Source organism: Phenylobacterium sp. 58.2.17 (genome assembly GCF_026411515.1).
Taxonomy (GTDB): Bacteria; Pseudomonadota; Alphaproteobacteria; order Caulobacterales; family Caulobacteraceae; genus Phenylobacterium.
In genome coordinates, this window is record NZ_JAPMTQ010000010.1 from 1 (window position 1) to 26,181 (window position 26,181).

At 69.9% G+C, this 26,181-nt stretch carries 30 protein-coding genes; 6 read left to right on the plus strand and 24 right to left on the minus strand.

Annotation, left to right across the window (positions count from 1 at the left end; genetic code table 11):
• The 5 genes from odhB to OUA97_RS09000 form a co-directional block, all read left to right on the plus strand.
• Window positions 1-876, plus strand: an 876-nt coding sequence (odhB, locus tag OUA97_RS08980) for a 2-oxoglutarate dehydrogenase complex dihydrolipoyllysine-residue succinyltransferase (protein WP_267231533.1), incomplete at its 5' end; no start/stop codon positions are given.
• 42 nt (window positions 877-918) lie between these two features.
• Entirely contained in the window at window positions 919-1,284 is a 366-nt protein-coding gene (locus tag OUA97_RS08985) for a hypothetical protein (protein WP_267231535.1), read from the plus strand.
• A gap of 25 nt (window positions 1,285-1,309) precedes the next feature.
• Window positions 1,310-2,707: a dihydrolipoyl dehydrogenase gene (gene lpdA, locus OUA97_RS08990; protein WP_267231536.1), complete on the plus strand. Its 1,398-nt coding sequence runs from the start codon at window positions 1,310-1,312 to the stop codon at window positions 2,705-2,707.
• Window positions 2,707-3,126, plus strand: coding sequence for a GNAT family N-acetyltransferase (locus OUA97_RS08995; RefSeq protein ID WP_267231537.1), 420 nt, complete (start codon window positions 2,707-2,709; stop codon window positions 3,124-3,126). The genes lpdA and OUA97_RS08995 overlap by 1 nt, the downstream gene beginning before the upstream one ends.
• A 62-nt stretch (window positions 3,127-3,188) precedes the next feature.
• Window positions 3,189-3,467: a hypothetical protein gene (locus OUA97_RS09000; protein ID WP_267231538.1), complete on the plus strand. Its 279-nt coding sequence runs from the start codon at window positions 3,189-3,191 to the stop codon at window positions 3,465-3,467.
• 153 nt (window positions 3,468-3,620) lie between these two features.
• On the opposite strand, the gene OUA97_RS09005 is transcribed toward OUA97_RS09000, so the two are convergent.
• Window positions 3,621-4,550, minus strand: coding sequence for a fatty acid desaturase (locus OUA97_RS09005; RefSeq protein WP_267231539.1), 930 nt, complete (start codon window positions 4,548-4,550; stop codon window positions 3,621-3,623).
• Window positions 4,551-4,727: 177 nt separating this feature from the next.
• Here OUA97_RS09005 and OUA97_RS09010 point away from each other — a divergent pair, with 177 nt between their 5' ends.
• Window positions 4,728-5,252, plus strand: a complete 525-nt coding sequence (locus OUA97_RS09010; protein WP_267231540.1) for a winged helix-turn-helix transcriptional regulator — start codon at window positions 4,728-4,730, stop codon at window positions 5,250-5,252.
• On the opposite strand, the gene OUA97_RS09015 is transcribed toward OUA97_RS09010, so the two are convergent.
• The 23 genes from OUA97_RS09015 to OUA97_RS09125 all read right to left on the minus strand — a co-directional run bounded on the left by OUA97_RS09015 (window position 5,249) and on the right by OUA97_RS09125 (window position 26,174).
• Window positions 5,249-5,698: a GNAT family N-acetyltransferase gene (locus OUA97_RS09015; protein ID WP_267231541.1), complete on the minus strand. Its 450-nt coding sequence runs from the start codon at window positions 5,696-5,698 to the stop codon at window positions 5,249-5,251. The genes OUA97_RS09010 and OUA97_RS09015 overlap by 4 nt on opposite strands.
• A 198-nt stretch (window positions 5,699-5,896) precedes the next feature.
• A complete protein-coding gene (locus OUA97_RS09020; RefSeq protein WP_267231542.1) occupies window positions 5,897-6,277 on the minus strand; it encodes a hypothetical protein in 381 nt (126 codons plus the stop codon).
• Between the two features lie 77 nt (window positions 6,278-6,354).
• Window positions 6,355-7,158: a DNA adenine methylase gene (locus OUA97_RS09025; RefSeq protein ID WP_267231543.1), complete on the minus strand. Its 804-nt coding sequence runs from the start codon at window positions 7,156-7,158 to the stop codon at window positions 6,355-6,357.
• A 163-nt stretch (window positions 7,159-7,321) separates the two neighbouring features.
• Window positions 7,322-9,574 carry a hypothetical protein gene (locus OUA97_RS09030; RefSeq protein WP_267231544.1) on the minus strand — a complete coding sequence of 751 codons (2,253 nt, stop codon included), beginning with the start codon at window positions 9,572-9,574 and terminating at the stop codon, window positions 7,322-7,324.
• Window positions 9,574-10,416, minus strand: a complete 843-nt coding sequence (locus OUA97_RS09035; RefSeq protein ID WP_267231545.1) for a hypothetical protein — start codon at window positions 10,414-10,416, stop codon at window positions 9,574-9,576. The genes OUA97_RS09030 and OUA97_RS09035 overlap by 1 nt, the downstream gene beginning before the upstream one ends.
• Window positions 10,417-10,419: 3 nt before the next feature.
• The gene (locus tag OUA97_RS09040; protein WP_267231547.1) at window positions 10,420-10,941 is read right to left on the minus strand and encodes a hypothetical protein; all 522 of its coding nucleotides are present in this window, start codon (window positions 10,939-10,941) and stop codon (window positions 10,420-10,422) included.
• A gap of 1 nt (window position 10,942) precedes the next feature.
• Window positions 10,943-11,380: a hypothetical protein gene (locus tag OUA97_RS09045; protein WP_267231548.1), complete on the minus strand. Its 438-nt coding sequence runs from the start codon at window positions 11,378-11,380 to the stop codon at window positions 10,943-10,945.
• 2 nt (window positions 11,381-11,382) lie between these two features.
• A complete protein-coding gene (locus OUA97_RS09050; RefSeq protein ID WP_267231549.1) occupies window positions 11,383-12,030 on the minus strand; it encodes a hypothetical protein in 648 nt (215 codons plus the stop codon).
• 8 nt (window positions 12,031-12,038) lie between these two features.
• A complete protein-coding gene (locus OUA97_RS09055) occupies window positions 12,039-12,662 on the minus strand; it encodes a DUF4376 domain-containing protein (RefSeq protein WP_267231550.1) in 624 nt (207 codons plus the stop codon).
• Window positions 12,662-13,264 carry a hypothetical protein gene (locus tag OUA97_RS09060; protein ID WP_267231551.1) on the minus strand — a complete coding sequence of 201 codons (603 nt, stop codon included), beginning with the start codon at window positions 13,262-13,264 and terminating at the stop codon, window positions 12,662-12,664. Before OUA97_RS09060 ends, OUA97_RS09055 begins: the two co-directional genes overlap by 1 nt.
• Window positions 13,264-13,923 carry a hypothetical protein gene (locus OUA97_RS09065; RefSeq protein WP_267231552.1) on the minus strand — a complete coding sequence of 220 codons (660 nt, stop codon included), beginning with the start codon at window positions 13,921-13,923 and terminating at the stop codon, window positions 13,264-13,266. The genes OUA97_RS09060 and OUA97_RS09065 overlap by 1 nt, the downstream gene beginning before the upstream one ends.
• Complete coding sequence (locus OUA97_RS09070) at window positions 13,920-14,777, minus strand: hypothetical protein (RefSeq protein WP_267231553.1); 858 nt, start codon at window positions 14,775-14,777, stop codon at window positions 13,920-13,922. The genes OUA97_RS09065 and OUA97_RS09070 overlap by 4 nt, the downstream gene beginning before the upstream one ends.
• A 2-nt stretch (window positions 14,778-14,779) precedes the next feature.
• Window positions 14,780-16,333 (minus strand): hypothetical protein, encoded by a 1,554-nt coding sequence (locus tag OUA97_RS09075; protein ID WP_267231554.1) that lies wholly within the window; start codon window positions 16,331-16,333, stop codon window positions 14,780-14,782.
• Window positions 16,330-21,096 (minus strand): tape measure protein, encoded by a 4,767-nt coding sequence (locus OUA97_RS09080; protein ID WP_267231555.1) that lies wholly within the window; start codon window positions 21,094-21,096, stop codon window positions 16,330-16,332. Before OUA97_RS09080 ends, OUA97_RS09075 begins: the two co-directional genes overlap by 4 nt.
• Complete coding sequence (locus OUA97_RS09085) at window positions 21,093-21,464, minus strand: DUF1799 domain-containing protein (protein ID WP_267231556.1); 372 nt, start codon at window positions 21,462-21,464, stop codon at window positions 21,093-21,095. The genes OUA97_RS09080 and OUA97_RS09085 overlap by 4 nt, the downstream gene beginning before the upstream one ends.
• 17 nt (window positions 21,465-21,481) lie before the next feature.
• Window positions 21,482-21,817 carry a hypothetical protein gene (locus OUA97_RS09090; RefSeq protein ID WP_267231558.1) on the minus strand — a complete coding sequence of 112 codons (336 nt, stop codon included), beginning with the start codon at window positions 21,815-21,817 and terminating at the stop codon, window positions 21,482-21,484.
• A 96-nt stretch (window positions 21,818-21,913) separates the two neighbouring features.
• Entirely contained in the window at window positions 21,914-22,870 is a 957-nt protein-coding gene (locus OUA97_RS09095) for a hypothetical protein (RefSeq protein ID WP_267231559.1), read from the minus strand.
• Complete coding sequence (locus tag OUA97_RS09100) at window positions 22,870-23,103, minus strand: hypothetical protein (RefSeq protein WP_267231561.1); 234 nt, start codon at window positions 23,101-23,103, stop codon at window positions 22,870-22,872. Before OUA97_RS09100 ends, OUA97_RS09095 begins: the two co-directional genes overlap by 1 nt.
• Window positions 23,100-23,546, minus strand: coding sequence for a hypothetical protein (locus OUA97_RS09105; RefSeq protein ID WP_267231563.1), 447 nt, complete (start codon window positions 23,544-23,546; stop codon window positions 23,100-23,102). Before OUA97_RS09105 ends, OUA97_RS09100 begins: the two co-directional genes overlap by 4 nt.
• Window positions 23,543-24,043: a phage virion morphogenesis protein gene (locus tag OUA97_RS09110; RefSeq protein WP_267231565.1), complete on the minus strand. Its 501-nt coding sequence runs from the start codon at window positions 24,041-24,043 to the stop codon at window positions 23,543-23,545. The genes OUA97_RS09105 and OUA97_RS09110 overlap by 4 nt, the downstream gene beginning before the upstream one ends.
• On the minus strand, window positions 24,043-24,456 hold the full coding sequence (locus OUA97_RS09115) for a gp436 family protein (protein ID WP_267231566.1): 414 nt from the start codon (window positions 24,454-24,456) through the stop codon (window positions 24,043-24,045). Before OUA97_RS09115 ends, OUA97_RS09110 begins: the two co-directional genes overlap by 1 nt.
• Window positions 24,457-24,459: 3 nt before the next feature.
• Entirely contained in the window at window positions 24,460-25,284 is an 825-nt protein-coding gene (locus OUA97_RS09120) for a hypothetical protein (protein ID WP_267231567.1), read from the minus strand.
• A gap of 8 nt (window positions 25,285-25,292) precedes the next feature.
• Window positions 25,293-26,174 carry a Mu-like prophage major head subunit gpT family protein gene (locus OUA97_RS09125; RefSeq protein WP_267231569.1) on the minus strand — a complete coding sequence of 294 codons (882 nt, stop codon included), beginning with the start codon at window positions 26,172-26,174 and terminating at the stop codon, window positions 25,293-25,295.
• Between the last annotated feature and the right edge of the window lie 7 nt (window positions 26,175-26,181).

Genomic DNA, 26,181 nt, shown 5'->3' on the forward strand with positions numbered 1-26,181 from the left:
GCGCCGCTGGCCCCCTCGGCCCAGCGCATCGTCGCCGAAAACAACCTCGACGCCGGTTCGATCGCCGGTTCGGGCAAGGCCGGCCGCGTGACCAAGGGCGACGCCCTGGCTGCGCTGGAAGCCCGCGCCAACGCCCCGGCGGCCCCGGCCGCTCCGGCCGCGCCGCGCGAGATCCACGCGCGCGAGGAGCGGGTCCGCATGACCCGCCTGCGCCAGACCATCGCCCGCCGCCTGAAGGAAGCCCAGAACGCCGCGGCCATGCTGACGACCTTCAACGAGGTCGACATGAGCGCGGTCATGGCCCTGCGCAACCAGTACAAGGACGGCTTCGAAAAGAGCCACGGCGTGAAGCTCGGCTTCATGAGCTTCTTCGTGAAGGCGGTGATCCACGGCCTGAAGCACGTGCCGGACGTCAACGCCGAGATCGACGGCACCGACGTCATCTACAAGAACCACTATGACATCGGCGTCGCCGTCGGCACCGATAAGGGCCTGGTGGTTCCGGTGCTGCGCGACGCTGACGCGCTGTCGCTGTCGGGCATCGAAAAGGGCATCGGCGCCCTCGGCAAGAAGGCCCGCGACGGCCAGCTGGCCCTGGAAGACCTGCAGGGCGGCACGTTCACGATCTCGAACGGCGGCGTCTACGGTTCGCTGATGTCGACCCCGATCCTCAACGCCCCGCAGTCGGGCATCCTGGGCATGCACAAGATCCAGGAACGCCCGATGGCTGTGAACGGCCAGGTGGTGATCCGCCCGATGATGTACCTGGCGCTCAGCTACGATCACCGCATCGTCGACGGCCAGGGCGCGGTGACCTTCCTGGTGAAGGTCAAGGAAGCCATCGAAGACCCGCAGCGCCTGCTGCTGGACGTCTAAGATCGATGTGGCCAAGCTCCGACACCTGGTTGGAGCTGCGTCATGGCGCTGGTGGAAGTCGCAAGATTCGCCGATCTCACGGAGGCCCAGGTCGCAGCGTCGGCTCTGCGCGCCTCTGGGATCTTCGTCTTCCTCCAGAACCAGCACCACGGAGAGATGAACTTCGGGGTGCAGTTCGCGCTCGGCGGCTTTCCGCTCCACGTGATGGAGGAGGAGGCAGCCGACGTGCGGGCGATGCTCTCGCATATCCGCGCTGCGCCGTCGTCCTTGGCTCCGCCGCCGCCGGCGCAGAGTGTGCCGCGCCTGGCCTTCTCGCTCTTCATCACCTGGCTCTTCGGCGTCCCGACCCCGCTGCCCATCCAGCGCGAGCACCGGGACGAGGGCCGCGTTCCTATATCCTCCCCGTAACTCCTCCGATCAGGCACTGAACATCATGGCTCAATACGACGTCATCATCATCGGCGGCGGCCCCGGCGGCTACAACGCCGGCATCCGCGCGGGCCAGCTCGGCCTGAAGGTCGCCGTGGTGGAGAAGCGCACGACGCTCGGCGGCACCTGCCTCAATGTCGGCTGCATGCCTTCCAAGGCGTTGCTGCACGCCTCGGAACTGTACGAGGCCGCCGGCGGCGAGTTCGCCACCCTCGGCATCGAGGTGAAGCCCAAGCTGAACCTCGTGCAGATGATGAAGCAGAAGGCCGACTCGGTCACCGCCCTGACCAAGGGCATCGAGTTCCTGTTCAAGAAGAACAAGGTCGAGTGGATCAAGGGCGCCGGCAAGATCACCGGTCCGGGCAAGGTCGACGTCACCGCCGAGGACGGCTCGGTGACCAGCCTGGAAGCCAAGAACATCGTCATCGCCACCGGCTCGGAGCCGACCCCGCTGCCCGGCGTGACCATCGACAACCAGCGCATCGTCGACTCCACCGGCGCCCTGTCGCTGCCGGAAGTCCCGGCCAGCCTGATCGTCATCGGCGCCGGCATCATCGGCCTGGAGCTGGGTTCGGTGTGGCGCCGCCTGGGCTCCAAGGTGACCGTCGTCGAGTTCCTCGACCGCATCACGCCCGGCATGGACGCCGAGACCGCCAAGACCTTCCAGCGCTCGCTGACCAAGCAGGGCGTCGAATTCAAGCTGGGCGCCAAGGTCACCGCCGCGACCGCCTCCAAGAAGGGCGTCTCGCTGACCGTAGAGCCGGTCGCCGGCGGCGCCGCCGAGACCCTGGAAGCCGAGTACGTGCTGGTCGCCATCGGTCGGCGTCCCTACACCGAGGGCCTGGGCCTGGAGAATGTCGGGATCACCCCGGACAAGCGCGGCTTCATCGAAACCGACCACTTCAAGACCTCGGCCCCGGGCGTCTGGGCGATCGGCGACGCGATCCACGGCCCGATGCTGGCCCACAAGGCCGAGGAAGACTCGGTCGCCTGCATCGAGATGATCGCCGGCAAGTACGGTCACGTGGACTACGACCTGGTCCCCAGCGTGGTCTACACCTACCCGGAGGTGGCCTGGGTCGGTAAGACCGAGGAGCAGCTCAAGGACGCCGGCGTCGCCTACAAGGTCGGCAAGTTCCCGTTCAGCGCCAACAGCCGCGCCAAGATCAACCACGAGACCGAAGGCTTCGCCAAGGTCATCGCCGACGCCAAGACCGATGAGATCCTCGGCGTCCACATCGTCGGCCCGCAGGCCGGCGAGATGATCGGCGAGTACTGCGTGGCCATGGCCTTCAAGGCGGCCAGCGAGGATATCGCCCGCGTCTGCCATCCGCACCCGACCCGCTCGGAAGCCGGCCGACAGGCCGCCATGGGCGTCGAAGGCTGGACCATGCAGGCCTGATGCTCGAGGTAAGGCGCGCGCAGGCTGACGAGATCGCGGCCTGCGCGGCGCTTTACGAGCGCGTCCTGCGCGAGACCTTCACCTGGGTCCCGCCACAGCGGCATCAGGCCGCCGACTTCCTCGCCCATGCGCGTGAGGAAGAAGTCTATCTGGCCAAGCGCGACGATCGCCTGCTGGGGATCGCCGGTTTTCACCGGCCGGGAAACTTCCTGCATTCGCTGTACGTCGAGGCGCGTGGCGCCGGCGTCGGCAAGGCGCTGCTCGACCATGTCGCTGCGGTCGCCGACGGGCCGCTATCGCTGAAATGCCTGTCGCCCAACCTGCGGGCCCAGGACTTCTATCTGCGCGAGGGCTTCCGTATCGTCGATGTCGGCCGCGACCCCGGCGCGGAATTCACCTGGCTGCGCATGAGCCGCTGACCGCGATTTAACTTCGAGGCGTCACGGTCGGGGCGTAGATTCTCCCAAACAGGAGGATCGTCATGGCCGCTTCCCTGCTCTTGACCGCCCTGGCGGCGACCGCGCTCTCCGCGCCGCCCGCCTGCCCCAAAGAGGCGACGCTCCAGGTCGCCGACCCCGCCCGGCCAGCCGCCCTGCTGCGTCCGCAGGACCGCCGCGGCCCCTCCGGCGCCCAGACCCTGGCCAGCCTGCCGCCGGCCGGCATGCACCTGACGGTCATGCGCTCGGTGGGCGGCTGTGCGGTGTCGACCCTGGTCCGCCAGAACGTCCAGGGCGACGGCCGCTTCGCCAAGCCGCGCTGACCCTAACTGTTATCCCGGTTTGCGAAGCAAGACCGGGACCTATTCGCGCCCGATTTTCAGGAGAAGGCGGCGCCTCGCCACATCCGGCCTCATCCGGTGTTCATGGGTCCCGGACAAGCGCTCCGCGCTTTCCGGGATGACAGAGTGGCCCCCTCAGTCCCTGATCGCCCGCCGTCCCGGCCCGACCATCAGCCCCTCGATCCGAGAGCCCTCGGCCTTCAGCACCGGCCGCAGGCGATGGAAGAGGCGCGCGTAGTTGTAGAACGGCACGCTGGGCCACAGGTGGTGCATCAGGTGGAAGTTCTGCTGCAGCAGCAGGAAGGTCCCGCCCGGCCAGAGGCTGACGCGCGTATTCAGATAGCGCTCGGTCTGATCGAACGGATGGTGCGGCAACCACTGGAAGAAGATGTTCAGGATCAGCCCGGCCAGGCGGGTGGGGATGAACCACAGCATCAGCCACTCGGCGACGTGGCCGGTCACGATCGCCGCGATCAGCAGCGTCCAGGTGAACAGGGTGACGGCGCTGACCTGGGCGATTTCTCCGGGGCTCAGGATCGTGCCCAGCCGCTTGTATCGCTCGGCGTTGATGAAGCGCATCGCGCCGATCGGGATCAGCGACATCGGGACCATGATCGCCCACTTGCGCAGCAGCTCGACGAAGGTGCCCTTCACCGAGATGTCGGGGTCGCGCTCGGTGTTGGTGTGCGAGTGGTGCAGCACGTGGGTTCGCTGCAGGGCGGGCCAGCCCATTCCCAGCCCCAGCGCGCCGATCCAGCCGACCACCGTATTGATCCAGTGCAGGCTCTTAGGCGCGGCGACCACGTTGCCGTGGATGGACTCGTGAACCAGCGTGTAGTGCGCATAGGAGATCACGGCCACGACCGGGGTGCAGGCCCAGAGCGGCCAAGCGCCGGAAAAGCCCAGCGCGATCACTCCGATCAGCGCCACGGGCAGGGCGAGGGCCAGGATCAGCGTCGGCCAGGCGATCCCCGGCGAAAGCTCCTGTGCGATCCGTCGTTCGTCGGCGTGCGAAATTCCGATCGCTGCGCGTAGCGCCTTCGGGTCGTGAGCGCCGTCTGCCATGGCCGTTCCTCCAATCCCGCTGTCTGGGGGTTGGCGGCGACGATAGCGGCTTTGAAAATCAAAGCGACTCAAAAATGACGCCAGCGTCACGTTCGTTCGTCGCGGGAGGTCCTGTCGCTTTGAAAATCATGGTATCTGGCGCAGGTATCCTTTGCGGCGCCCAGGGAGGCGGCAGGCATGAGCGCTTCGGAGTTCGACTACGGCGACGACACCTTGTGTCCGGTCGCCCACTCCACGGGCCTGGTCGGCGACCGCTGGTCGATCCTGATCGTGCGCGAACTGCTGATGGGCCAGAGCCGCTTCCAGGACCTCCAGGCCCAGACCGGCGCCTCCAGCCAGATGCTCGCCGCCCGGCTCAAGCGCCTCGAGGCCAACGGCGTGGTCGAGCGCCAGGCCTATTCGCAGCGGCCGCCGCGGTACGAGTACCTTCTGACCACCAAGGGCCGCGGGCTGATGCCGGTGATCCTGGCGCTGCGGACCTGGGGCGAACAATGGTGCAAGCCGGCGCCCGGCGGCCCGGCGACCCGGATGTTCCACAAGACCTGCGGCGCTGAGCTGGAGCTCAACGGCCGCTGCCCGAAATGCGAGGTCCTGGTCGACTGGCCGGAGATGCGCGGCCAGGCGAGCGAGGCCTGGGCCGAGGAACGCGCGCGTCGCGTCGCCGAGTTCGTCGAGCACCGGAAGGGCGGGCCGCAGTCCTAGGAGCGGCGGATTTCGAAGTAGGTCTTGGCGTCCCGCGTGAACCCCACGCCTTCGTAGAAGCGCAAGGTGGACTCGCGCCGCGACCCGGTCGCCAACAGCACCTTGTAGCAGTCGGCCGCCCACGCCTTGTCGAGCGCGGCCTCAAGCACCGCGCGGCCCAGCCCTGCGCGGCGATGGCCCTCATCGGTCACCACGTTCTCGATCACGCCATAGGGACGGGCGCCGCGCGACAGGTTGGGCACGATGGCCAGCGTGCAGGACGACACCAGCCGCCCTTTGATCTCGGCGACGAACAGCGTCGTCAGTCCCGAACCGAGCACCGCGGCCCAGACCGGCGCGGCGCTCGCAATATCGAGCACCGGATCGCCCGGATTGAGCTGCCGATAGAGCGCCAGCACGCCCGATAGATCATCGGCCGTCGCCGGACGGATGAGAGGCTTGAGCATATGCGCAGGCTAGTCCGCGGAAAGCGCGCGGCGCAATCGCTGCAGACCCCTCGCCCGACCTCTCCCTCAAGGGGGGACGCGACGGGGCGTCCGAGTGTAGCGGGCCACTTGGTTTCGGAGCGTGGGACACATGGTTTCGGAGTGCTCCAGAAAATAGCGGCCCGCCCGGCCTGAGGTCGAGGCCCGCTCGAACCACCCTCAAGCATCGTTCGAAGGCACCTTGAGGCCCAGGTCGGCCGGGGTGATCTCCCCGAGGCCGGGGAGCACCAGCGGCTGGGTCTGGGGCCGGCCGTATTGCGCGATCTCTTTGACCAGGTGTTCTCGGTGCCGGCTGATGGCGTCAAGCAGGGTGTCGGGCTTGATCTCCACCTTCTTGTCCCTGGCCCTCGCCCCGCAGGCGCTGCACTTCAGCCGAGGGCGGATGCGGGCCAGCGTCCAGCCAGCCCCAAACAATCGCTCGGCCTGGGCCGCGTTGATCATCATGTGCGGCCGGGGGCAGCCCTCGCCATAGCAGTAGAGGTCGTAGTGCGGCCCCTCGGCGATGAACTGGCGGACGGGCGGAAGGCGGGTGCGGTCCATGGCGCGCTCCTGGCGCTTGGTGGTGGATCAACCCGAGCGGCCATGTAGACGCCCCGCCCCCCGCCGCGCAACCGCCTCTAGCGGGTGATGATCACCTCCTGCGCCTTTGCCGCACCCTTGCCGGCGACGCCGTAGTGGGTGTCCACGCCGGTGATCTGGAACCGGGCGAAAATGGCCCGCACCTCGGGCCGGTCGTTCAGCGACAGGATGAACCGCCCCTGCAGCCCGGCCAGCTGGTCAGCCATGCGCTCGAAGTCAGGCGCCTCGAACATGTCGGGCCCGTAGTCGCCCTCGCAGTCGAAGTACGGCGGGTCGAGGTAGAACAGGGTTTCGGCGCTGTCGTAGCGGGCGAGAAAGGCCGCCCAATCCAGCCGCTCGATGATCACCCCGGCCAGGCGCTCCTGCAGATCGGCCAGGACGGTCTCCAGGCGGGTGACGTCGAAGCGCCCCGAGCGGTGGTGGCTGACCCCGAAATTGCGCCCGCTGACCTTGCCGCCGAAGGCCGTCCGCTGAAGGTAGAGGAATCGCGCGGCCCGCTGCAGATCGGTCAGCGTGGCCGGATCGACCGCGACCAGGCGCTCAAACTCGGCCCGGCTGGTCAGCCGCCAGCGCAGCATGTCCATGAAGTAGGGATAGTGCTCCTGCAGCACCCGATAGAAGGTCCAGACGTCGCGGCTCAGGTCGTTGATGACCTCGGCCGCGGGCCGCTGTCGACGGCGAAGGAAGACCCCGCCCATGCCCACGAAGGGCTCGGCGTAGGTGCGATGGGGAACCGTCTCGATCAGGTCGACCAGGACGCGGGCAAGGTTGCGCTTGCCGCCGATATAGGGCGCCGCCGGCTTGACTGGCCGGACAGGCGCGAAGGGGGGACTCGACACCATACTGAAACGCTGCTCGAAGGGCCCCGCCGGTCGGACCGGTGGCGGGGCGAAAGGGGCGTGCACCCCTGGACGTGCGGGCCTCAATCCCGCGGCTCTGGGCGCGCCAACGCCCAGGCCCCCGCCTTATCTGCCGGCGGGAGCACATCCTTGCGACGGCGCGGCGCTAACCCCTGCCGACGATGAACCCGCAGCGGACCAGGCCGCCGACCACGGCCGGCGGCCGAGAGGTCTTGATCACGACCAGGTCCAGCGGCTGCGGGCCGCTCAGCCCGGCGTCGTTGACCGCGCTGACCACCTTGCTGCCGATCGCCGTCGCCACGACCGTTGTCTCGCCCGAGCTGGCCCCGGCCTCGATGACGATGGGCCCGCCGAAGGTCAGCCCGGCGACCGGCGCCAGGGTCACGGTGACGTCGGCCGGGGCCGCGCCATTGACCGTGGCCTGGATGAGGCCCGAAGCGCCCAGGGTCATGACCGGCGGGGCGGTCAGCACCACCTCGGAGATCGCCGGGCGGTTGACCTTGTAGGGCAGCGGCGCCGGGTCGATCAGGCCGCCATTGTTCGTGACGCTGATCGTCCGCGTCGCGGTGCCGGCGGCCGACGTATAGCGGAACTGCCGGGTCGGGCTGCTGGGGCTGATCGTGACCGAGGTCGGGGCGAAGGTCCCGCCCGCGCCGCCATCGCTGGGCGTGACGGTGACGCTGGCCGCCAGCGTCCCGTTGGCGCTGACCACGAAGTCGCCGGACTGCTGGCCCTGCTCCCCGCCGGCCGGGCCGGACAGGGTGATCGCGGTCGCGGGGCTGGACGAGCGCAGGTTGCCCTCGGTGTCCACCGGCCCGGCCCCGGCCAGGTCGATCAAGCTGCCGGGCTTGGGGCGGAAGAACCGGCGCACCGCCGCCATGCCGCCGCGCAGCGCCTCGCCGAACTGCGGATCTGCGAAGTTGGCGGCGTAGCTGTTCGGCCCGCTGGAAAGGGTCGCGTCCAGGACGACGTTGTTCTCGTCCACCGGCGGCGAGATCGTCGAGGCGTAGTCGGCCGCGCGGTTCGAGACGTTGCCGCGGATGATCCCGCCCTCGCTGTCGCCGAAGAAGCCGATCACAGACCTGTAGGTGCGCGGGTTGTTGCCAAAATTGGTGTCGACGACGGGGCTGGCGGTCGGGTCTTGAATGATCAGGTTGTTGCGAACCACGGCCCCCTGGCCGCTGGTCACGAGGACCCCGTTCTGCATCGTCTGGATGCCGAGGTTGTCCTCGACGACGACGTCCAGCAGCTGGGATCCGTTCTTGCTGCCGGCCAGGAAGATGAGCTGGCCATCGGGCCAGCCCGGTCGCCCCACGGCGCGGACGAAGACGTTGCGGCGCACATGGAAGCCCGACCGCGAGAGCCCGTCCGAGTAGCCGAGGTGCTGGACCCAATCGGGGTGAACACCCTGGCCGGCCGCGAAGACCTCGGGGTCGGCGACGCGCATGTCGAAGATGTAGTTGTCCTCGATCACCACCTGATAGTGGTTGGTCTTGATCGCGTCGTTCCAGACGCTGCTGACGGTGTTGCGCGCGATGATAAGGCCGCGGTTCAGGCCCGCGCAGGCCACGAAGCCGAACACCTCGCGGACGACGTTGTCGGTGATCTCCCAGAAGTCGCCGGAGAACCGGAAGCCCGAACAGAGGTCGCGGCCGATGCCCGCGAGCGGGGCCTTCGCCGAGGGCGTCCCCTGGATCTCGCAATGGGTCACCTTGACGTAGTTCACCGCCGTATCGGCCCGCACCGCATTGGCCTCGCGCAGGCCGTCAGGCTTCAGGGCCAGCGGGAAGCGGACGCCCTTGATGTGCAGATAGGCTTTGCGGCCGGTGTCGCGCTCCAGCCAGCCGTCCAGCTTCAGGAACTCCCAGTCCACGCTGCCAGGCTGACGCGGCTCCAGGACGACGTGGTTGGCGCCGTTGAACTCGCCCTTGGGGGTCAGGAACTGGATGCTGCGCCCATAGACCACCTCGCCCTCGACCCGGCCATAGGTGCCCGGCTGCGGGCGCAGCTTGTCGCCGAGCCGCACCGGCAGGGCCGTGTTGACCAGGGTCTGCTGGGCTTCGAGGGTCGTGTCGGCCCAGGTCGGCCGGAAGTCGTAGGCGTTCGCCTCGATGGTGATGCGGATCGACTTGGTGACAGCGCCGTCGCTGATCGTCCCGTCCAGCGTCGCCCCGTCCGCCAACGACGAGAGCGAGGTCGGCGGCGCGGCCAGGGCGGCGCCCGCGGGCGTCAGCATCCAGCGCGGCACGCCCCATTCATCGACGATCAGCTCGACGTGCAGACCGGCCATGGCCGCCGGCCCCGAGAGGACGGGCGTGCCTGCCCATTCCCCCGGAACGGGCTTGCCGCCCTTGCGGCGCAGGGTGCGGCCGCCGTGCTGAAGCTCGATGTCGGCCATCAGTTGTAGAACCCCAGAACCTGCGCGCACACGCCGTCGCTGCCGCCCACGGTCGCCCCGTAGGCGCGGGCGACCACCCGCGTCCCGGCCGCGATGACCTGGTTGATCGGAATGCTTGCCCCGCCTCGCAGCGTCGGGCTGGAGGAATTGACGGCGGAGATGACGCCGGCCAGCGCCGCCTCCGCGCCCTCCGCGCCCTTGCCGATGAACAGGCCGACCGGCTGCCCGGTGGGCGTGCCCTGGACGCCATACGCCGCCCACAGCGCCCCATATTCCCGCGCCGTCGCGGCGTTGATTTCCGCCCACTCGCCCGAGAGCGGGAGGCCGACGTCGCTGGGCTGGGTCGTGGCGGTGGCGGGGGCCACCAGATGTTCGCAATGGTTGAACAGCGGCCGGGAGTTGGCGGTGCGGACCTCGCCGATCACCGCGAACCGCATCGTGCCCCACGCCTGCGCGCCCTGCATGCGGATGGCGACGTGGGCCCCGGCGGGGATGTTCACCGGGAACCAGAACGGGCCGGTCATCCCGCTCGTGACCGAACCTGGCCAAATGAACAGGTTCGGGATGGCGATGGTCGCGCCGCCGTCGAACGAGATGTCGACCAGCGCCCGCAGATTGATGCCGCTGGCATAGGCCGGCGAGAGCCAGAAGCCCGCCAAGGCCGCGTCGGTCTCCGCCTCGATAGTCGTCCAGGCGCCCTTGAGGTTGTTGTTCGCGCCCGTGACGAGCGTCCCGTTCCCGGCGTCGAAGCCGAGCAGCCGATAGGTGGTGTCGAGATTGACCGGCAGGGCGGGCTCGCCGCCGCCGCCCTCGCCGCCGCCGAAGAATGCGCCATAGGTCATCGCTTACGGCCCCGTCAGCGTTTCGACGCTGCCGTCCACCTGGGCGGCGGTGGAGGTGCCGAGGACCAGCGCTTCGCCGGCCGCGGTTTCGTACCAGGGGAACGACGAGAACGAGAGCACGATGACCCCGCCTGCCGCCGGGAACCGCCAACGCTCCAGCACCGTCGCGCCGGAACGCAGCTCGACTACACAAGCGGCGCCGACCGTGAACTTCAGGCGGTAGACCCGATGGATCTGCGCGACTACCGCCGCGACCAGGTCGACCGATCCGGCCGCAGCGACGCTGAACACGTGACGGTCCAGATCGGCGGTGGCCTGGCGCGATTCCGCCGGCAGCGCCCCGGCCGGCGTGCTCAGCAGGGTGTGGGTCGCGACCAGCTGGTCCTTCACGTCGAGCATCAGCTGACGGTCTTCCACCGAGAAGGCCGAAGAGAGCGAGGCGGCGGCGTCCTTGCGGCCGGGCTCCTGCGGCAGCTCGAACTCGTAGGATTCGCCGATGGCGTTTCTGGCTGTTTGCTTGGCCATGTCAGGGGTTCCTGTTGAAGACGGGCGCGAACTGGCTGTTGCGGGGATCGCTGAAGTCGAGCGACGGCGTGTAGGCGGCCTCGGCCGCCGTGGTGATCGTCCAGATCGCCGCCACCGGCCCGACTTCCAGGACGGCGGTGACCGGGGTCGAGGGCGCGGGCGAGGACTGGCGCTGCAGCCGGATCTGCGCACCCGGCTGGACGACCGGCGGCCCCGCGCCGAACGGGCCGCCGTCGATGCTGACCAGGGCGTTGGTGACCTTCAGCGGGGCCGGAACGTTGGTGCCCGTCACCACGACGGCGGCGCTGGTGACCGGCTGGTTCAGGCCCGCCTCGGTCACCGCCGGGATGGCGAAGGGATCGGGCGTCGTGTCCTCGAACAGCGGCTTGTTCTGGACCGACCAGCCGCGCTCGACGCCATAGCTCTTGGGCAGCGGCATGGTCAGGCGATGTCCGAGTTGAGCCCGACCGGCCCGGCGCCGCCGGTGACCAGCACCCGAACGGACTTGCGGTCGCCGACCACCACGCCCTTGCGGCCGGGCGCCGTCATGGTCTCCAGCTCGATCCAGCTCGCGCCGTCCGGGCCCAGCTCCTGCAGGCTCAGCGTCGCCCCGTTCAGCGTGCCCTGGACGGACCAGATGTAGGTCCCGCCGGGCACGTTATGGACGGCCGGGCTGCTGGCGCTCGCGTTGCTGAGCAGCGTGAACCGCGCCCCGAGCCGGCCGGGGATCGCGGCCTCGCGAAACGCGAACCGATAGCCGGCCTGGATGGCGAGCATGACCGGCGGCTGGCCGGCTTCCAGGCGCACCCCGGTGGCGTCCGTCACCGCCGGGGCCGCGGCGGCCGACGAGACGACGACCGCCCCGTCCAGGCAGGTCAGGCGGGCGAAGACGCCGCCGCCGAAACCGCCCGGAGCGACAAAGGGCGGGACGGCGGCGCTCAGCTCCTGGGCGGCTCCGATGGTCAGGATTTCCGCCGGCACGACGATGCCGCCAGTGGTTAGCGCGACCTCCTGGACCACGTCGGGGCTGATCCCATAGGCGTCGCCGCCATGCCGGGGACGGACATACTCAATTCTGATGCGTGCCATGGGCGATCTCAGGCGGCCGTGGTCGGCCACCCCTCCTCGATGTTGATTGAGGCCAGCTGTTCGGCGTTCTCGGCCGCGTCGATCTCGGCGTTCAGCGCGCGGGCCTGGGTGAAGCACGCCTGGACGTGGCGGCCGACCGCGATGCCGGTGGCGATGGCGGTGGCCGCGTTGATGGTGATCCAGGCGCCGGGCTGGGCCTCCCAGTCGATGGCCTCCAGCGTCGGGTCCTTCTCGAACAGCTGGATGGCCCCGGCGATCTTGCCCTGGCCCTTTTCGTCGCTGGCGACCGTCACCCCGCCGACCGTGACACCGCCGGCCTCGGCGACCCAGCGGCGGTTGCGCAGCGCGGCCAGCTTCTCGGCCTTCAGCTCGGCCAGCGGGATGGGCTCCAGCTCCAGGGTCTCGACGACCAGGTTCTCGACCATTTCGAGCGAGCGGCCGACGACCCGGTGGTCGGTCGGCGCCGACTGCTCATGGATGTCGAAGACGCCGATCTCGGCCAGCTCGGCCGCCGTCCAGCGTTGCAGGACGCTCAGCGGGTGGCGGATGCCATTGGCTATGAAGGTGGTGTGCGGCTCGGCGGTCTCGATCTCAACCGGACCAAGCTCGGTCAGTAGGGCTTTGCGGGTCATCAGTAGAACATCTCGAAGAGGTGGGCGGTGGAGTTGGAGCCGAAGCCGCTTGAGGCGCCCATCACGACCGCCGCGCCGTTTGCGTAGAGGCTCGGGTCGAGCAGATCGCCGATGCAGACCCCGGCTCCGACCCCCCCGTTGTGGGACCGGACCGGGTTGGCGAACGCCCCCTGGACGCCCGGCGGCGAGCCGGTGGGCTCGTTGGTCGCGCCGACGACCAGCAGACCGGCGCAGTTCGACGCCTTGGTGAAGCCGGGCATGGTGACGTGGCCGACATTGCTGGAGCCGCCGCGCGCGGCGATGGCCGAGACGCCCCGATAGAGGCACCAGCCACCGGTCCCGCCGCTCCAGGTCAGCGCGCCAGGGACCAGGTCCGAGGCGACCAAGCGGCGGTAACGAAGCAAGCCGAGACCCGTCCACGCGGGGCCGCCCCCAATGGAGCCGGCGTAGAAGCTTGAGATCATCATGTCGCCGGGACCGGCGCCGGCTGGAAGCACGACCGGCGCAGCCGACGTTGACGTGCTGCCGTGCTGGTAGGCCCCGAGCCTTATGGCCAGGGTGCGAGCGCCGCGGCAGTGGTTCACATGCAGGAACGGCAGCATCAGGCGCTAAAGCCCCGGATCAGCACCGCCTCGATGTCGTTCGGCGCGTGGACGTAATAGGTCAGGCTGTCGACCTGGCCCGGCGCCCCGGAAAGCTCGTGCTGGCCGAGCGGGAACTTCCAGGCCAGGCCGGTCGAGAGCGTCCAGCCGCCGACGCCGCCGATCCCCAGGCGAATGCGGCCGGCCTGGCCCTTGATGAAGTCGGTCGGGCTCGGCAGCGTGGTGTGGCCGAGCAGGGTGACGTCGCGCGATAGGCCGTCACGCCGGCTTAGCAGCAGGGTCGGCGACCAGGCCAGGGGCCGGCTCTCGGCCGAGCTGAACAGGCCCAGCGCGCTCAGGAACTTGGTGTTGTCGAGCCCTTCCCACAGCTCAGCGACCGAGACCGGCCGGAAGAACTCGGCCTGGGCCTTGGTGGCCAGGTACCACTCCTGCGCGTCCTCGGCCGCGCGCAAGGCGGCGGCGGCGTTAGGCGCGCCGGCCGGCAGCAGGGTCACGGCGAGGGCGACCGCGCTCACCACCAGGCCGACGTCGGCCAGGGCGGCCTTGAAGTTGACCTCATGGCCGTCGCCGGCAAAGCCGCCGGGATTGGCCTCCGAGCGGATGCCGTTGTTGTAGTAGCCCGAATAGAGGCGCTGGGCGGCTTCCTCGTAGGGGGTCAAGCCAGGATCTCCTTGAAGGTGGCGGCCACGGTGTTCATGCGGTCGCGAACGAAGCGCGGGCCGGGCGGCAGATGCATCAGGGCGGGGAACGCCTCGCGGACGACCGACACCGGATCGTCCAGGTTCGGCACGAAGATCACCGGCCGGGCTGTGGTGACCCGCATGCCCAGGTCGAAGAACCGATAGGCTTCCTCGTCGGATAGGTTCGACCAGGGGACGCTCAGCTGGCGGCGCGGGGTCCGGCGTTCGATGAAGATCCGGCCGGACGGAGCCTCGTCCTGCAGGTCGCGCGGCAGGATGGACAGCTCGCGGCCCCGGTCGAAGTTCAGCTCCGGTGAAAAGGTCTGCGCCAGCCACAGACCGCCGATGTCGATCACCTCGTCCGGGTTCTGCTGGTCGTCGAACTCGAACCGGATCGCCCCGACAATCACCGGCGGCGGCGCGATCCACAGATGCCGGCGGAAGAGGTCGATTTCCTCCTCGTCGATGGTGCCCAGCCACCAGTTGTTGGTTTCCCAAGGCAGGAACGACGAGGGGAACATGCGCTGATAGACGCGCCGCCAGTCGGTCGTGAACACCGGCGCCTCGAAGTCGAGATCCGGCCCGGCGAAGGTCATGCGGAACTGCGCTGCGGCGCTGAGCGTGTGGAACAGCAACGCGATCAGGTTCAGCATCCGCGGCGCGCTCAAGGTCACCGTGAACTGGCTCTTGGCGGGCGCGGTCGCATCGCACCGGGCCGGCGCGCCGATGTAGCGCTCCTCCTTGACCAGGTTGGCGAGCGGCAGCATCCACTCGCCGCCCCCGAAGGCGGCGGTGCGCGCCAGGTTCTTATCGGAGAGCCGGCCGAGTTGCATGGTCAGCCCCACAGGGTCCAGACGGCCAGGTCGCGGCGGGGGCGCATCGGCTCCTCGGCGATCAGCACGAAGTTGTCGTTGATGCCCTGCGGCGGGTAGCGGAGGCGCACCGTCTGCCCCAGCTCGGCGGCCAGGCCGTCGCCGGCCGCGACCGTCATGCGCCTGGCCCGGCGCGGCGTGCCGTCCGTCCGCAAGCCGAACATCGCCTGCAGCTGGGCCCCCAACGCCTCGGCGTCGTCCTCGCCCCGCAACGCGGTCTCGACCGTGGCGGTCGACCAGCCGCGCGGATATCGGGCCTTGACCGCCGCGTCGGCCAGGACGGCGTGGCGATATTCCTGGGCCAGGCGCTCAGCCTCGTCGGTCCCGCGCACGCTCGGCTTCAGCTCGCCGCTGCTGAAGGTGGTCCAGATGCGGCCCCAGGCGACGCGGATCTCGGCGACCGGCTCGGGCTCGGCCTCGTCCGCCGCCAGGTTCACCACCTGGTCGAAGGCGATCTCGACGTCTGCCACCGCTGCCGGCGGACCGAACTTCACCGCCTGATAGACCCCGGCCTTGTCCGGCAGGATCGCCACCAGCGCCGAACGGCCGACCCAGGCCAGCAGGTCAGTCGTCTCGATCTGGTCGGCGGCGAAGACGCCGATGGGCGCAGGAGCGGCCACCGCCGCGACGCTGGCCCCGATCCGCTCGGGCGGCACGCCGGCCAGCTGCAGCAGGCGATGGGCGATGGCGCCGACCGTCTCGACATAGCCGCCGTCGCTCGCGCCCTTGATGCCGAAGCTCAGGCCCAGCACCGGCGAGCCGTTGATCTTGATCAGGCCGCGGGCATGGTTGGTGATGTAGCTGGCCGCCGCCGGCAGTGTCGCGTCGAACACCGCGCTGGTCTTGTCGCCCTGGTCGGCATAGCCGGCCGGCGCGCCGCCGTCGAAGATCGCCTCCGAGCCGTCCACCGCCCCGTTGTGCAGCTGGAACACGTTGGCCCCGGCGTTGACCTGGATCGGCGGCAGATGGGCGGTGCGCAGGTCGCCGGCCGCGAACGGCTTGGGTCGGTTCTTCAGGCCGCCGCTGGACCCCTCGTAAAGCACAGTCGTGCCGTTGTTGCCGCCGGAATAGAGCGCCGACAGCAACGGCTTCTCCAGCTCGCGCCGGAAGTCGTAGAGGTCCACACGGACCTTGCGCGGGCTGTCGGTGCGGTGATCGAACTGCGGCCGGGCGCAGAGGCCGCGCAGCTCCAGGGTCGCGGCGGCGAAGGGTTCGCCCTCGGGCCAGCGATAGACCCGGATTTCGTTCCAGGCGTGGCCCTCATAGACGTTGAGGCCGCCATCGGCGTTGAGCAGGGTCAGACCGCCCGCGCCCAGCGAAGGCGTCAGGGCCGTGATGTCCTCGAACAGCGCCCGGCGAAATGTCGGCGGCTCGGCGAGGCGGTCGTCCCAAAGGGTGTTCGGGCGGTCGGCGTCGGACGGCAGGAAGGGGCGCACCGCGCGGTCGCAGAACCGTAGCGTCTCGGCCGCCCCGGCCGGGCTGATCGTGTCGATCTCGACGAGGATGGCGGTGCTCATGCCCGCGCCCTCGCCATCGCCCCGACGCTGCGCCAGTCGCGGCCCATCTCGCCCAGGACGTCGGTCTGCTTCCAGGTCGCACCTTCCAGGCCGGCAAGGCGGTTCGAAAGGCCGTCGAGCGCGGTGTGAAGGGCGTTCGTATCGTTCGCCGCCATCGCCGCGGCCAGGTCGGCCCGCAGCAGATCGATGGCCGCGACGATCCGGTCGGTCTCGGCCTTGCTGACCTCGGCATAGACCTCCCGCAGCGCCGGCACGTTGATCATGTCCACCGCCAGGGTGGAGGTCAGGGCGCCCAGGATGTCGTCGTTCGCGGTCTGGCCGAGGCCGGTCAGCTCGACCAGCTTGTCCAGGGGCAGGCCCAGCGCCTTCAGCTGCTCGGCCATGACGCCGCTCACGCCGGGCGCCGACGCACGGGTCAGGCCCTCGATGTCGGCCCGGACCTGGTTGAACAGCGCCAGGCGCGCCTGGGCGTCGTCGGTCGCCATGCGGTCGGCGGCGAACAGCCGGTCGGCATAGCCGGTGATCGCGTTGCGGGCGTCGGTGTCGCCGCCGCGCGCCTGGCGCAGGATGCGGTCGTAGTCAGCCTGGGCCTGTTCCTTCTGACCCTGCGCCGACAGCTCGGCCGAGGGCGAGGACGACAGCCCGTCGAGCCAGGCGCGCAGCGCCTTGCGGTTCTGCTCGAACGCCGCGGCGGTCTGGTCGACCTCCTTGACCAGCTCGCCCAGCTGCAGCTGGCGCAGCGCCTCGATCTGGCCCAGCACCTCGGGGCCGACCGCGCCGCTGGCGATCAGACCTTGCGCTCGAGTGCGCATCTCCTCGATGGCCGCGTTGATCTCGCGCGTGCCCTTGGAGAGCTGGTAGGCGGTCGGATCGACGATCTTGAGGATCGCCTCATTGACCTCGGTCTTGAAGTCATTGCCCTGCTTCAGGCGGTTGGCCGCGTCGTCGGCCGCCGCGCCGAGCCGGCGCATGGCCTCGGCGACCTGCAGGTCCTTCACCTGGTCGAGCTTGGTCAGGATGTCGCCCGAAACCAGGCCGGCGGCGATCAGTTCGTCCGCCTGGGCCTTCATGGCCTTGTAGTTGGCCTCGATGGCGGCCAGGGCCTGTTTGCGCTCGAACTCGGCCGGGTTCATCAGCTGCAGCAGCGCGTCTTCGATGCTCTGCGAGATCGAACGGCCGGCGGCGATCTTGTTGGCAGCCTCTTCCAGGCTGGCGGCCTGGCGCACGACATTCTTCTCGGCTTCCGACAGGTCCGAAGCGCCGGCCTCGATGGCGCGCAGGATCGTCGCCTTGACGATGTCGGCCGCCAGCTTCTCCGGGTCTTTCGAGCCGCTGAACTCGGCGCCCGAGAACCCGCCGCCGCCGCCGCCGAACCAGCCCTGGCCGAGCGCGCCGGTGTTCTTGCCCTCGACATAGCCGAACGAGCCGACGTTGCCCGACAGCTTGGTCATGTCGAGCTTGAAGAGGTCGGCCGCCGCGTTGAGGCTCTGGACGATCTGCTGGGCGGCCTGGTTGGTCTTGTCCAGCGGCCCCTGGTCGAGCTGGTCGCCGCCGGTGACCGAGAACTGCCCGTTAACGACGCCGATGTCCGACCGCGCGTAAGGCCGCTTCTCGTCCTTGAACATGGTGCCGATGGCCAGGGCGGCGATGGCCGCGATGGGGCCGAGGACGGCGGCGCTGGACAGCATCACGCCCAGCGAACCCGCCATCGCGGTGCTGGCGCCCAGGCCGAGGGCGGCGTTCGCCACGCCCGCGCCGATGTAGCCGCCGGCCATGGACCCGGCCAGCGCGCCGCCCAGGCCGGCCCCGCCGAGCGAGAGCAGCGTATCGGTCCCGACCTTGCCGGTCCCCAGACCCATGGACTGGCCGGCGGCCATGCCCATCGCCGCGCCGCTGAACAGGCTGCCCAGCGTCCCCACGCCCGGCACGGCTGTTCCGAGGAGCGAGCCGAGCAGGCCGCCGCCTTGGCCAGGCACGCCGGTCAGGCCATTGAGGCCGCCAATCGTCGCATTGATCAGGATGTCGATCGGCTCGGCCAGCAACGCGTCATAGACCGCCTTGCGCAGCTGGCGCGTGGCGTAGTCGGCGATCTGATCGAAACCCAGCTCGCCGCTTTCGATGAAGGCGCGGCGCAGATCCTCGCGCAGATTGCCAATCTCGCGGGCGCGTTCCTCGGCGTCGTAATCCTGCATCGCGACGATGCGGGCGCGGGCCTTAGCCTCCTCGTCGGTTAGGTCGAGGTTCGCCTGCTGAAGCCTACGGGCTAGTTCGCGCGCGCGGATTTCGATCTCGCGCTCGCGGTTGGTCAGTACCAGCAGCTCCAGTTCTTCGCGCTGGTTCCGCACCGCTTCCGCGTTGTCGTTCGCCGACTGAGCTTCCAACAGCAGCGCGACCTTGGTCTCGATCTGCTTGATCTGCTCGGCGGTCAGGGTGGCGCCGGTTCGCTCGACCTCCTGGCGCACCGCCTCGGCCTGGGCGAACTTGACCATGGCCTGCGTCCCGCCCGCGATGGCCTTGGTGCGCTCCTTTTCGACCACCAATCGCCGGTCCAGGTCGCGCACGGTGTTGGCCACCCGATTGGCCTTCTCGGTGGCGATGGACTGGCGCTCGTAAGCCTCGGCCGAGGCCATGGCCTCTTCCACGGCCTTGCGCTGCGCGCCGGTCAGCTTCTCCAGGCTGGTGACGCCCAGCTGCTGCATCGCCTGGACGCCGGCTTCCTTGACCCGCAGGCGTTCCAGCGCCTCCTCGCCCTGCAAGGCAGCCTCGGCGCGCTGGCGCTGCAGGTCGGTGTCGATCTGCAGCTTGGCGTTCAGCTCGCCCGCGCGGGCCAGGCGCTGCTCGGCCTCGCGGACCTCGTCGGTCTTCTTGGCCCGCTTGTCCTTGCTGTCGGCGACGGCGGTGTCGGCCGCGACGGTGGCGGCGGCGCCCTGGTCGACGTCGGTCGCCGCGTCGCGGCGCAGCCGGTCGCGCTCGCCGCCGACGCCGCGGCTGACGCGGGAACCCGTCTGGTTGGCCCGGTTTGATTCCTCCAGGGCCTTCTCGTAGATCATCTCCGCGCGGGCCAGGTCCTTGCGGGCCTGATCCTGGAGCGCCAGGAGGTCAGCGCCCGCGGTCGGGCTCTCCGGGTTGATCTTCCAAAGCTCGGGGGTCGAATCCGTCGTCCGGGCGCGGGCGGCCTCGACGTTCTGACGCGCGACGGCCAGAGCGGCGTTGATGCTGGCGCGCTCTACCTCGGACAGGGCGTTAGCGTGATCGCGGGCCGCAGCCGCCGCGGTGCGCGACGCCGCCGTTGCGATGTCCAGGCCGCTGGCCAGGGTCCGGCTGGCGTCGTCGGCGGCGCGGCTGCGTTGGTCCAGGATGTCCAGGCCGCGCTGCAAGGTGGCCGCGTCCTGCTCGGCCTGGAGCATCTTCCCGGACAGGAAGGCCACGCCGAGCGTCGCGGCGGTGAACGCGATGCCCCATGGGCCGCCAAGAAACCCGATGAGGCTTCCGGCCGCGCCGCGCACGCCGATCATGGCCGCTGCGCCGCTGCGCTGCGCTTGTTCGAGCTTCCGGGCGGCGGCGGCGGCGACCTCGGCTCTTTGGGCGTAGGCGACGCCGGTCGTCGCCGACTTGAGATTGGCCTGCGCCTCGGCGTTGCCAGCCTGGGCGGCGGCGAGCTGGGCGGCCGCCTTCTCCTGGGCGGCCAGGGCGGCCTTGCGGATCTCGACCGTGAAGCCGCTGAGCCAGCGGGCCGCGGCGACGCCAGTCATGGCCTGCAGCGCGAACACGACCGCGTCGACATGCTCGACGAGGAACGCCGCGCCCTGGCCGGCGAGAGCGGCGGCTTCGCCCATGGCCGCGCCCAACTGGCGGGCGGCGGCCAGGGTCTCCGGTGAGGACAGTTCGTCGTTGAAGGCTTCCAGCCCGGCCGTGGCGGCGGCCAGGAACTCGCCCCCGACCGCGCCCTGCAGGTCGAACATCGCCGTCTTCGTCTGCGCCAGTTCGCGCCGGGCGCGGCCGAGCGGCGTGGTCATCGCCTCGTCCAGGGCGGGACCGAACTCGCGGCGCAGCTGGGCGGCGAATTTCGGCAGGAAGTCTTCGGACGCGACCTTGCCGTCGCCCACCAGCTTGTTCAGCTCGGCCGTGGTCATGCCCATGGCGCGGGCGGCGATCTGCATGGCGCCGGGGATCGCTTCGGAGAGCTGGCCCCGCAGCTCCTCCATACTGACGACGCCCTTCGAGGCGATCTGGCTGACCGCCTCCATCGCCCGCTTCTGCTGCTCGGCCGAGCGGTTCAGCGCCGTGCCGGCCTCGACCAGGCCCAGCCAGATCTCGCGGGTCTGCGCACCGGCGAGGCGCGTGCCGTTGGTCGCGCCGGCCAGGCCCATGAAACCGTCGACCTGATCCTGCACGACCAGGCCCAGGCGTTCGGCCTCGGCCCGCAGGAACCCTTGCTCGGCCGCCGCGCCGCGCGCGCCGCCGGCCACCGCGCCCAGGCCGGTATTGAAGCCCTGGACCTTCAGGGCCGCATCGCTGATCCCCCCGACGAACTCCCGCAAGCCAAAGCCAGCCAGGGCCGTACCCAGCAGCTTGGCCTGCAGGCCCGCACCGCTCGCCGCCCGCTCGAAGTGATCGGCGCCGGCGGCGGCCTGGTCGAGCCCGGCCTTGGCCTGGCGACCGGACTGGCCGACCTTGCCCATGCTGCGCTCGACATTGGCGGCCTCGCGCGCGACGTCCTTGGCGTCGGCGGTAATCCGCAGATGGGCGCGAAGGTCGCTCATTTGCGCTCCGTCCAGGCGCTCAGGGCCTCGGCCTCAAGGACGCGAAGACGGGTGAAGTCGTGCCCCTCGAACGGCGCATAGCCCTCGGCCTGGGCGACGACCGGAAGGACCGAGTAGTCGAGGCCGACGCGCACGGCGCGGGTCATGGTCCCGAGCCAGCGCCATTGCGTCTGCATGCCTAGGAACACCTTCACGGCGGGGATGTTGGCGGGATGGACCAGGAAGTCCTCGTCGCGGACCTGGCCGACCAGCTGGGCGCGCATCTGTTCGATCCGCTCGGCCGGTGCGCCGCCCCACTTCATGTCGGCCAGCATCCGTTCGGCTTCGGCCGGCAGCACCTCGGTGTCGTCGGTCCGCCCGAGCGCCACCAGCCGCGCGGCCTCGGTCAGTTTTTTGCGGCGATCCCCTGCGAGAACTCCGTATAGGCGGTGGTCAGCGCGGCTCGGACCCAGGGCGTTCCGAGCAGATCCTCGCGCAGCTCCTCGTTCCACTCCGCGTCCCGGCCGCCAGCCAGGCCCACGAAGTAGACGCGCTGCAGGCCCTTTTGATCGAGGTCCGGGTTCTTCTTCAGCTCCTCGAAATCCTCGTCCCGGATCAGCCGGAACCGGGCGACGAACTCCTGCACCTCGATCTTCCCGTCGTCCTGCGGGACGTTGACCTTGACCGGCCAGGTGGCTTCGAACGGCCCCTTGGCCGCCTTGAAGTCGAATTGTTTGCTCATGGTTCATGCTCACTTCGGGTGGTCGGAGGGCGGAAGAAAGGGCGCGCCAGGCTCATGGCCGGCGCGCCCCGATTGAGGTTCGGTGGCGGCCGGCGGTCAGGTGATGACGATGGCCAGGTCGTCGTCCTTATCGAGGCCCGAGTTGACGGCCAGGATCGGGTTCGAAGCGGTGTCCATGCCGTCCTCGCGCCCATAGGTCGGAGCGTCGGAGACCTGGACCCGGCCGTTGATGGTGACGATGTTGCCGGGGACCGTGCCGTGGGTGACCGAGAACACCGAGACGTCGCCGGACTTCCACTTGCCTTCCAGGTTCAGCGTGCCGAGCGGCGGGGTGCCGACCTTCATCTGGCCGGTTAGGACGCGGTCGCCCGCAATGGTCACCAGCTCGACGCCGGGCGCGTCGATGAACCTGACATTGTCGTCCTGGTCGAACGAGAACTCGCGCAGGCGCAGGTTGGCGATGCCGGCGAACGACATGGTGCTGGTGCCGTTCGCCACCGTCTTGGCGTCGAGCCAGGCGGCCCAGACCGCGTCGGCGTGAACCAGCTCGGCGCTGGCGGTCGGGTCCAGGTGCATGCCCTTGAACGAGAACACCAGCATCGGGCGCTGGCCGGGCGACAGCTCCAGGCCGACCTTGCCGCGGGCGCCGATGATCACGTGGGCCCGTTCGGCGTCGCGCCATTTGAAGGTCACGGACTTGGCCAGCGCCTGGTTGGGCATCGGCTTGTAGGTCACGGACTCCAGGCCGACCGTCGCGTCAATGGTCTCGGCCCAGGCGCAGGCGGCCATCAGTTCACCCCAGGCCGGGGCTTCGCCCGGCGTGCCGGAACCGGCCAGCGGGACCTTGAACGTCAGGGTCGAGTGTTCGCCATAGGTCTGTTCGGCGACGATGCCGGCGCCGGGCTTGGCCGGGTTCGAACGCTCGCGCTGACCGCTGCCCTTGTACTGGACGTCTTCGGCCCAGATCGCGTTCGCCGCGACCAGCGCCTGGGGCGCATCGCCCGCAGCGGGATAGGCGGCTTCGACTTTGGCGAGGAGGAGCTGGCGGTCCATCAGGTCGGGTCCTTGGTGTCGGTGTCAGCGCCGGCCGAGGGGGCGGCGGCTTTGGCGGGCGCGGCGGGAGTGGCCTTCACCGCCTCCAGCAGCTCGGCGATGTGCGCCGGCACCGGGAAGCCGGCCGCCTGGCTGGCGGCGGCGGTGCGCTGCGCCGAGGCGAGGTCCATCCGGTGCGGTCGGCCGAGGCCGGCCGGGATCGGCGCGGGCGGCGTGGTCTTGGCGGGCTTCAATCGAAGGTCTCCTGGATGACGACGTCGGTCGTGAAATCGAGGCGGTAGAGGAGGACGCCGGTCTTGCTGTCGAAGTCCTCGACGCCCTCGGCGGTCAGGCGGCAGGCGATCTCGCCGTCCGGGTGATGCCAGCCGAAGATCGCGGCGCGGGCCTGGGTGACCGGCTCGTCCAGGGCGCGCAGCCCCGCCTCGCCGCGCTGGCCGGCCAGGGTCACGCCGATCAGCACGGCGAAGTTGACGGCCAGGCCCTGGCGCAGCGGGCCGGAGAACTCCTTGGCCTCGTAGGCGTCCATGCCCATGACCATGACGAAGGCTTGCGGGCCGGCGAGCACCGCGCCCGGCGCGGTGGCGGCGGCGAGATCCGCGGCGAACCCGACGTCGCGCAGGATCGGGGCCTTGGCCTTCAGGCGGGCCTGGATCGGCGGAAGGGCGAACAGGCTCACAGCGCGCCTCGCAGCAGCGGGTCGGCGACGTAGCGCAGACCGATGTCGCCGAACTCGGCCTTGTCCTGGTCGTTGGCGCCCAGAAAGGTGCGTTTGGGGATTTCGACCTGGCGGCGCACGACCCAGCCGCCGTTCGAGCCGACCCGGAAGCGAAGGCCCTTGGCGGTCTTGGCGCGGATGATCGCGCCGTCGTTGTGGACGCCGGCATAGATGCGGTTCGAACCCCATTCCACCCCGGCATGGGTCGGGGGGCGGTCCGAGATCGAGCGCAGCAGCAGGCCCTTGCCGATCAGCGTCTGCCCGCTGGCTTTGCGGCTCGGCTTCCAGGGCGTGCCATCCGGGGCGCGACCATTCAGGAATCGCCGGCGCGCCTGAGCGACGCCGGCCCGAGCCATCGACCGAAAGGCCGGACGCAGGTCGAGGCCGCGGGCGCGCGCCGCGGCGAACGCCTTGCGCACGCCAAGATCGTCCCAGGAAAGGCCGAACTTCGCAGACATCAGAGACCCCGGTTGAAGATGCGAGATCCGGGCGTCACGGCGGCGGCGCGCGGCGACGGCGGGATCTCGATGGGGGCGGCGGCGCCGCCGTCCAGGTTCGCCTCGCCGGCCCGCACCCGGCGCAGGAACTTGAGGGTGTCCTCGTAGTCCTTGCGCGGAGCCTCGGGCGGGTTGGCGCCGTAGAGGCGATAGCGGGCGATCTGGCAGGCTAGGCGCTTGAGGTTGAGCGGCGGACTGGCCGGGTCGATGGTCACCGTCCCGGCCAGCTCGGAAATGATCTCCGCGTCGGCGTCCTCCAGGTGCGCCTCGACGACGTCGGCGTCGATGACGCCGTCGCGGTCGCGGTCGGCCAGCAGCAGCAGCTCCTGGTCGCCGTAACGCAGTCTCAGGTCATCGACCGACGCGAAGGTCATGGGTCAGTCCTTCACCGTCAGGTGCGGATCGGCGACCAGGCGGTCATGGACCTCCTGCGTCACCGTCTCGGTCTGGAAACGGTCGCCCCAGCTGATGCCGCAGCGGGTGAACGGCTGGCCGTCCGACGACTTGGCCGTGATCTCGACCAGGCCCTCGGGCAGCGGCGCGAACAGGTCGGTGATGTGCAGCGCGCCGATAGCGGCGGCGCGCATCATGTTGACGGCCATCGCCAGGGCCGCGGTCCGCTTGCCCTCGGGCAAGGCGTTCCAGGCGTCGTCGTCCGAGGCGTCGGGCAGGCCGAGGATTTCCCGGACGCTCGCGATGACGATGGAGCGCGGAACGTGACCCTGATGGATCTCGACCATGAGCGGCAGGCCCAGCAGCAGCTCGGGCTCGTTGTCCGCCCCGACGAACAGCAGCTCGGTCGCGGCGGGTAGAACGGCAAGCCGCTCGCCCGAGCCGTCGCCCACCAGGTCGAGGAGCAAAGCCGCGTCGCCGCCGGCCGCCGCCTCGGCAGAGGCCGCAGCCTCCACCGCAGGGGCGGCCGGATCGGGCTGCTGGTGCTCGCTCGGGGTATCGTCCGAGGCCGCGCCCGAAGACGCAGCCTCGCCGCCGACCGACGTACTCACGCTGTCGGTCGAGCCGATGGACTGGGGCGCGGCGTCCGCCTCGCCGGACCCTTCCGCGGCCGAGGTCGCCCCGGCCCGCCCATCGGTGGAAGTCTCCGCGACCGGCGCGGTCGCGCGGGCGGCGGGCTGATCCTGGGCCGCCGCGGCGGCCGGATCGGCGGCCTGGTCGGCCGCCTGGGTTTGAGGTTTCCGGGCCATGGTCGCGCCTACAGCCAGTCGGCGACGAGCAGCTGGGCGGTGCCCGCCCACTCGTTGTCCGAACCGGCGACCTGCTGGCGCTCCAGCAGCCGGCGGGCCGGGCCTTCAAGCGAGCCGGGCACGACCAGCAGCCGCCCGCGGATGCCGAGCGGATTGCCCTCGTCATCCTTGTGCGAGGCCATGGTTTTGCGGGCCAGCTCGTAGTTGGCCGCGTCCAGGTCGCCCCGCGAGGCGTAGGCCATCTGCCAGAAGCCGAAGCCCGCGTTGGCGCGGCCGTCGACGCCGTAGATGTACTCCTTGCGGTGGAACACATTGGCGTCGGTCGCGTCGTCCAGGGCGACCATGTCGAAGTCCCGGCGCCGCTGATAGATCAGCGGCTTCAGGGCCCGCGAGGTGTCCAGCAGGAACCAAGGCGTACCGGCCCCGGCCTGCATGTTGGTCGCCAGGTTCGCGCCGACCGGGTGCTCGTCGTCGAAGAACGGCTGGCCGTCGTAGCACTTGGCCGCGAAGCCGCTGGCCAGCAGGCCATAGACCAGCTTGTCCGGGAACGACGCGACCGCCTGGCCCATCTCCTGGAACATCGGGGTGAAGATCCCGAGCTGATCGTCCTCGAAGTTATTGCGGGGCACCTTGACGGTGCTCTCGTAGTCCTTGTTCACGACCGAGTAGCTGTGGGCCGCCAGTTCCTTGATCTGGCGGTCGCCGATCCACTCGCGGATGCCCGGCCAGCTGCCGAGCCAGGTGTACTTCTCCTCGGCCGCGGTCGAGGGCACCAGGGTGGCGATCTGGCTCCAGGTGGGCGTGACGCCCGCGAAGCCGGACCGGAAGGTGGTCTTGAAGCCGGTGAAGGCGTCCGCCAGCAGCTGGCGGGTGATGGGGCGCGGAGCCATGTGCGGG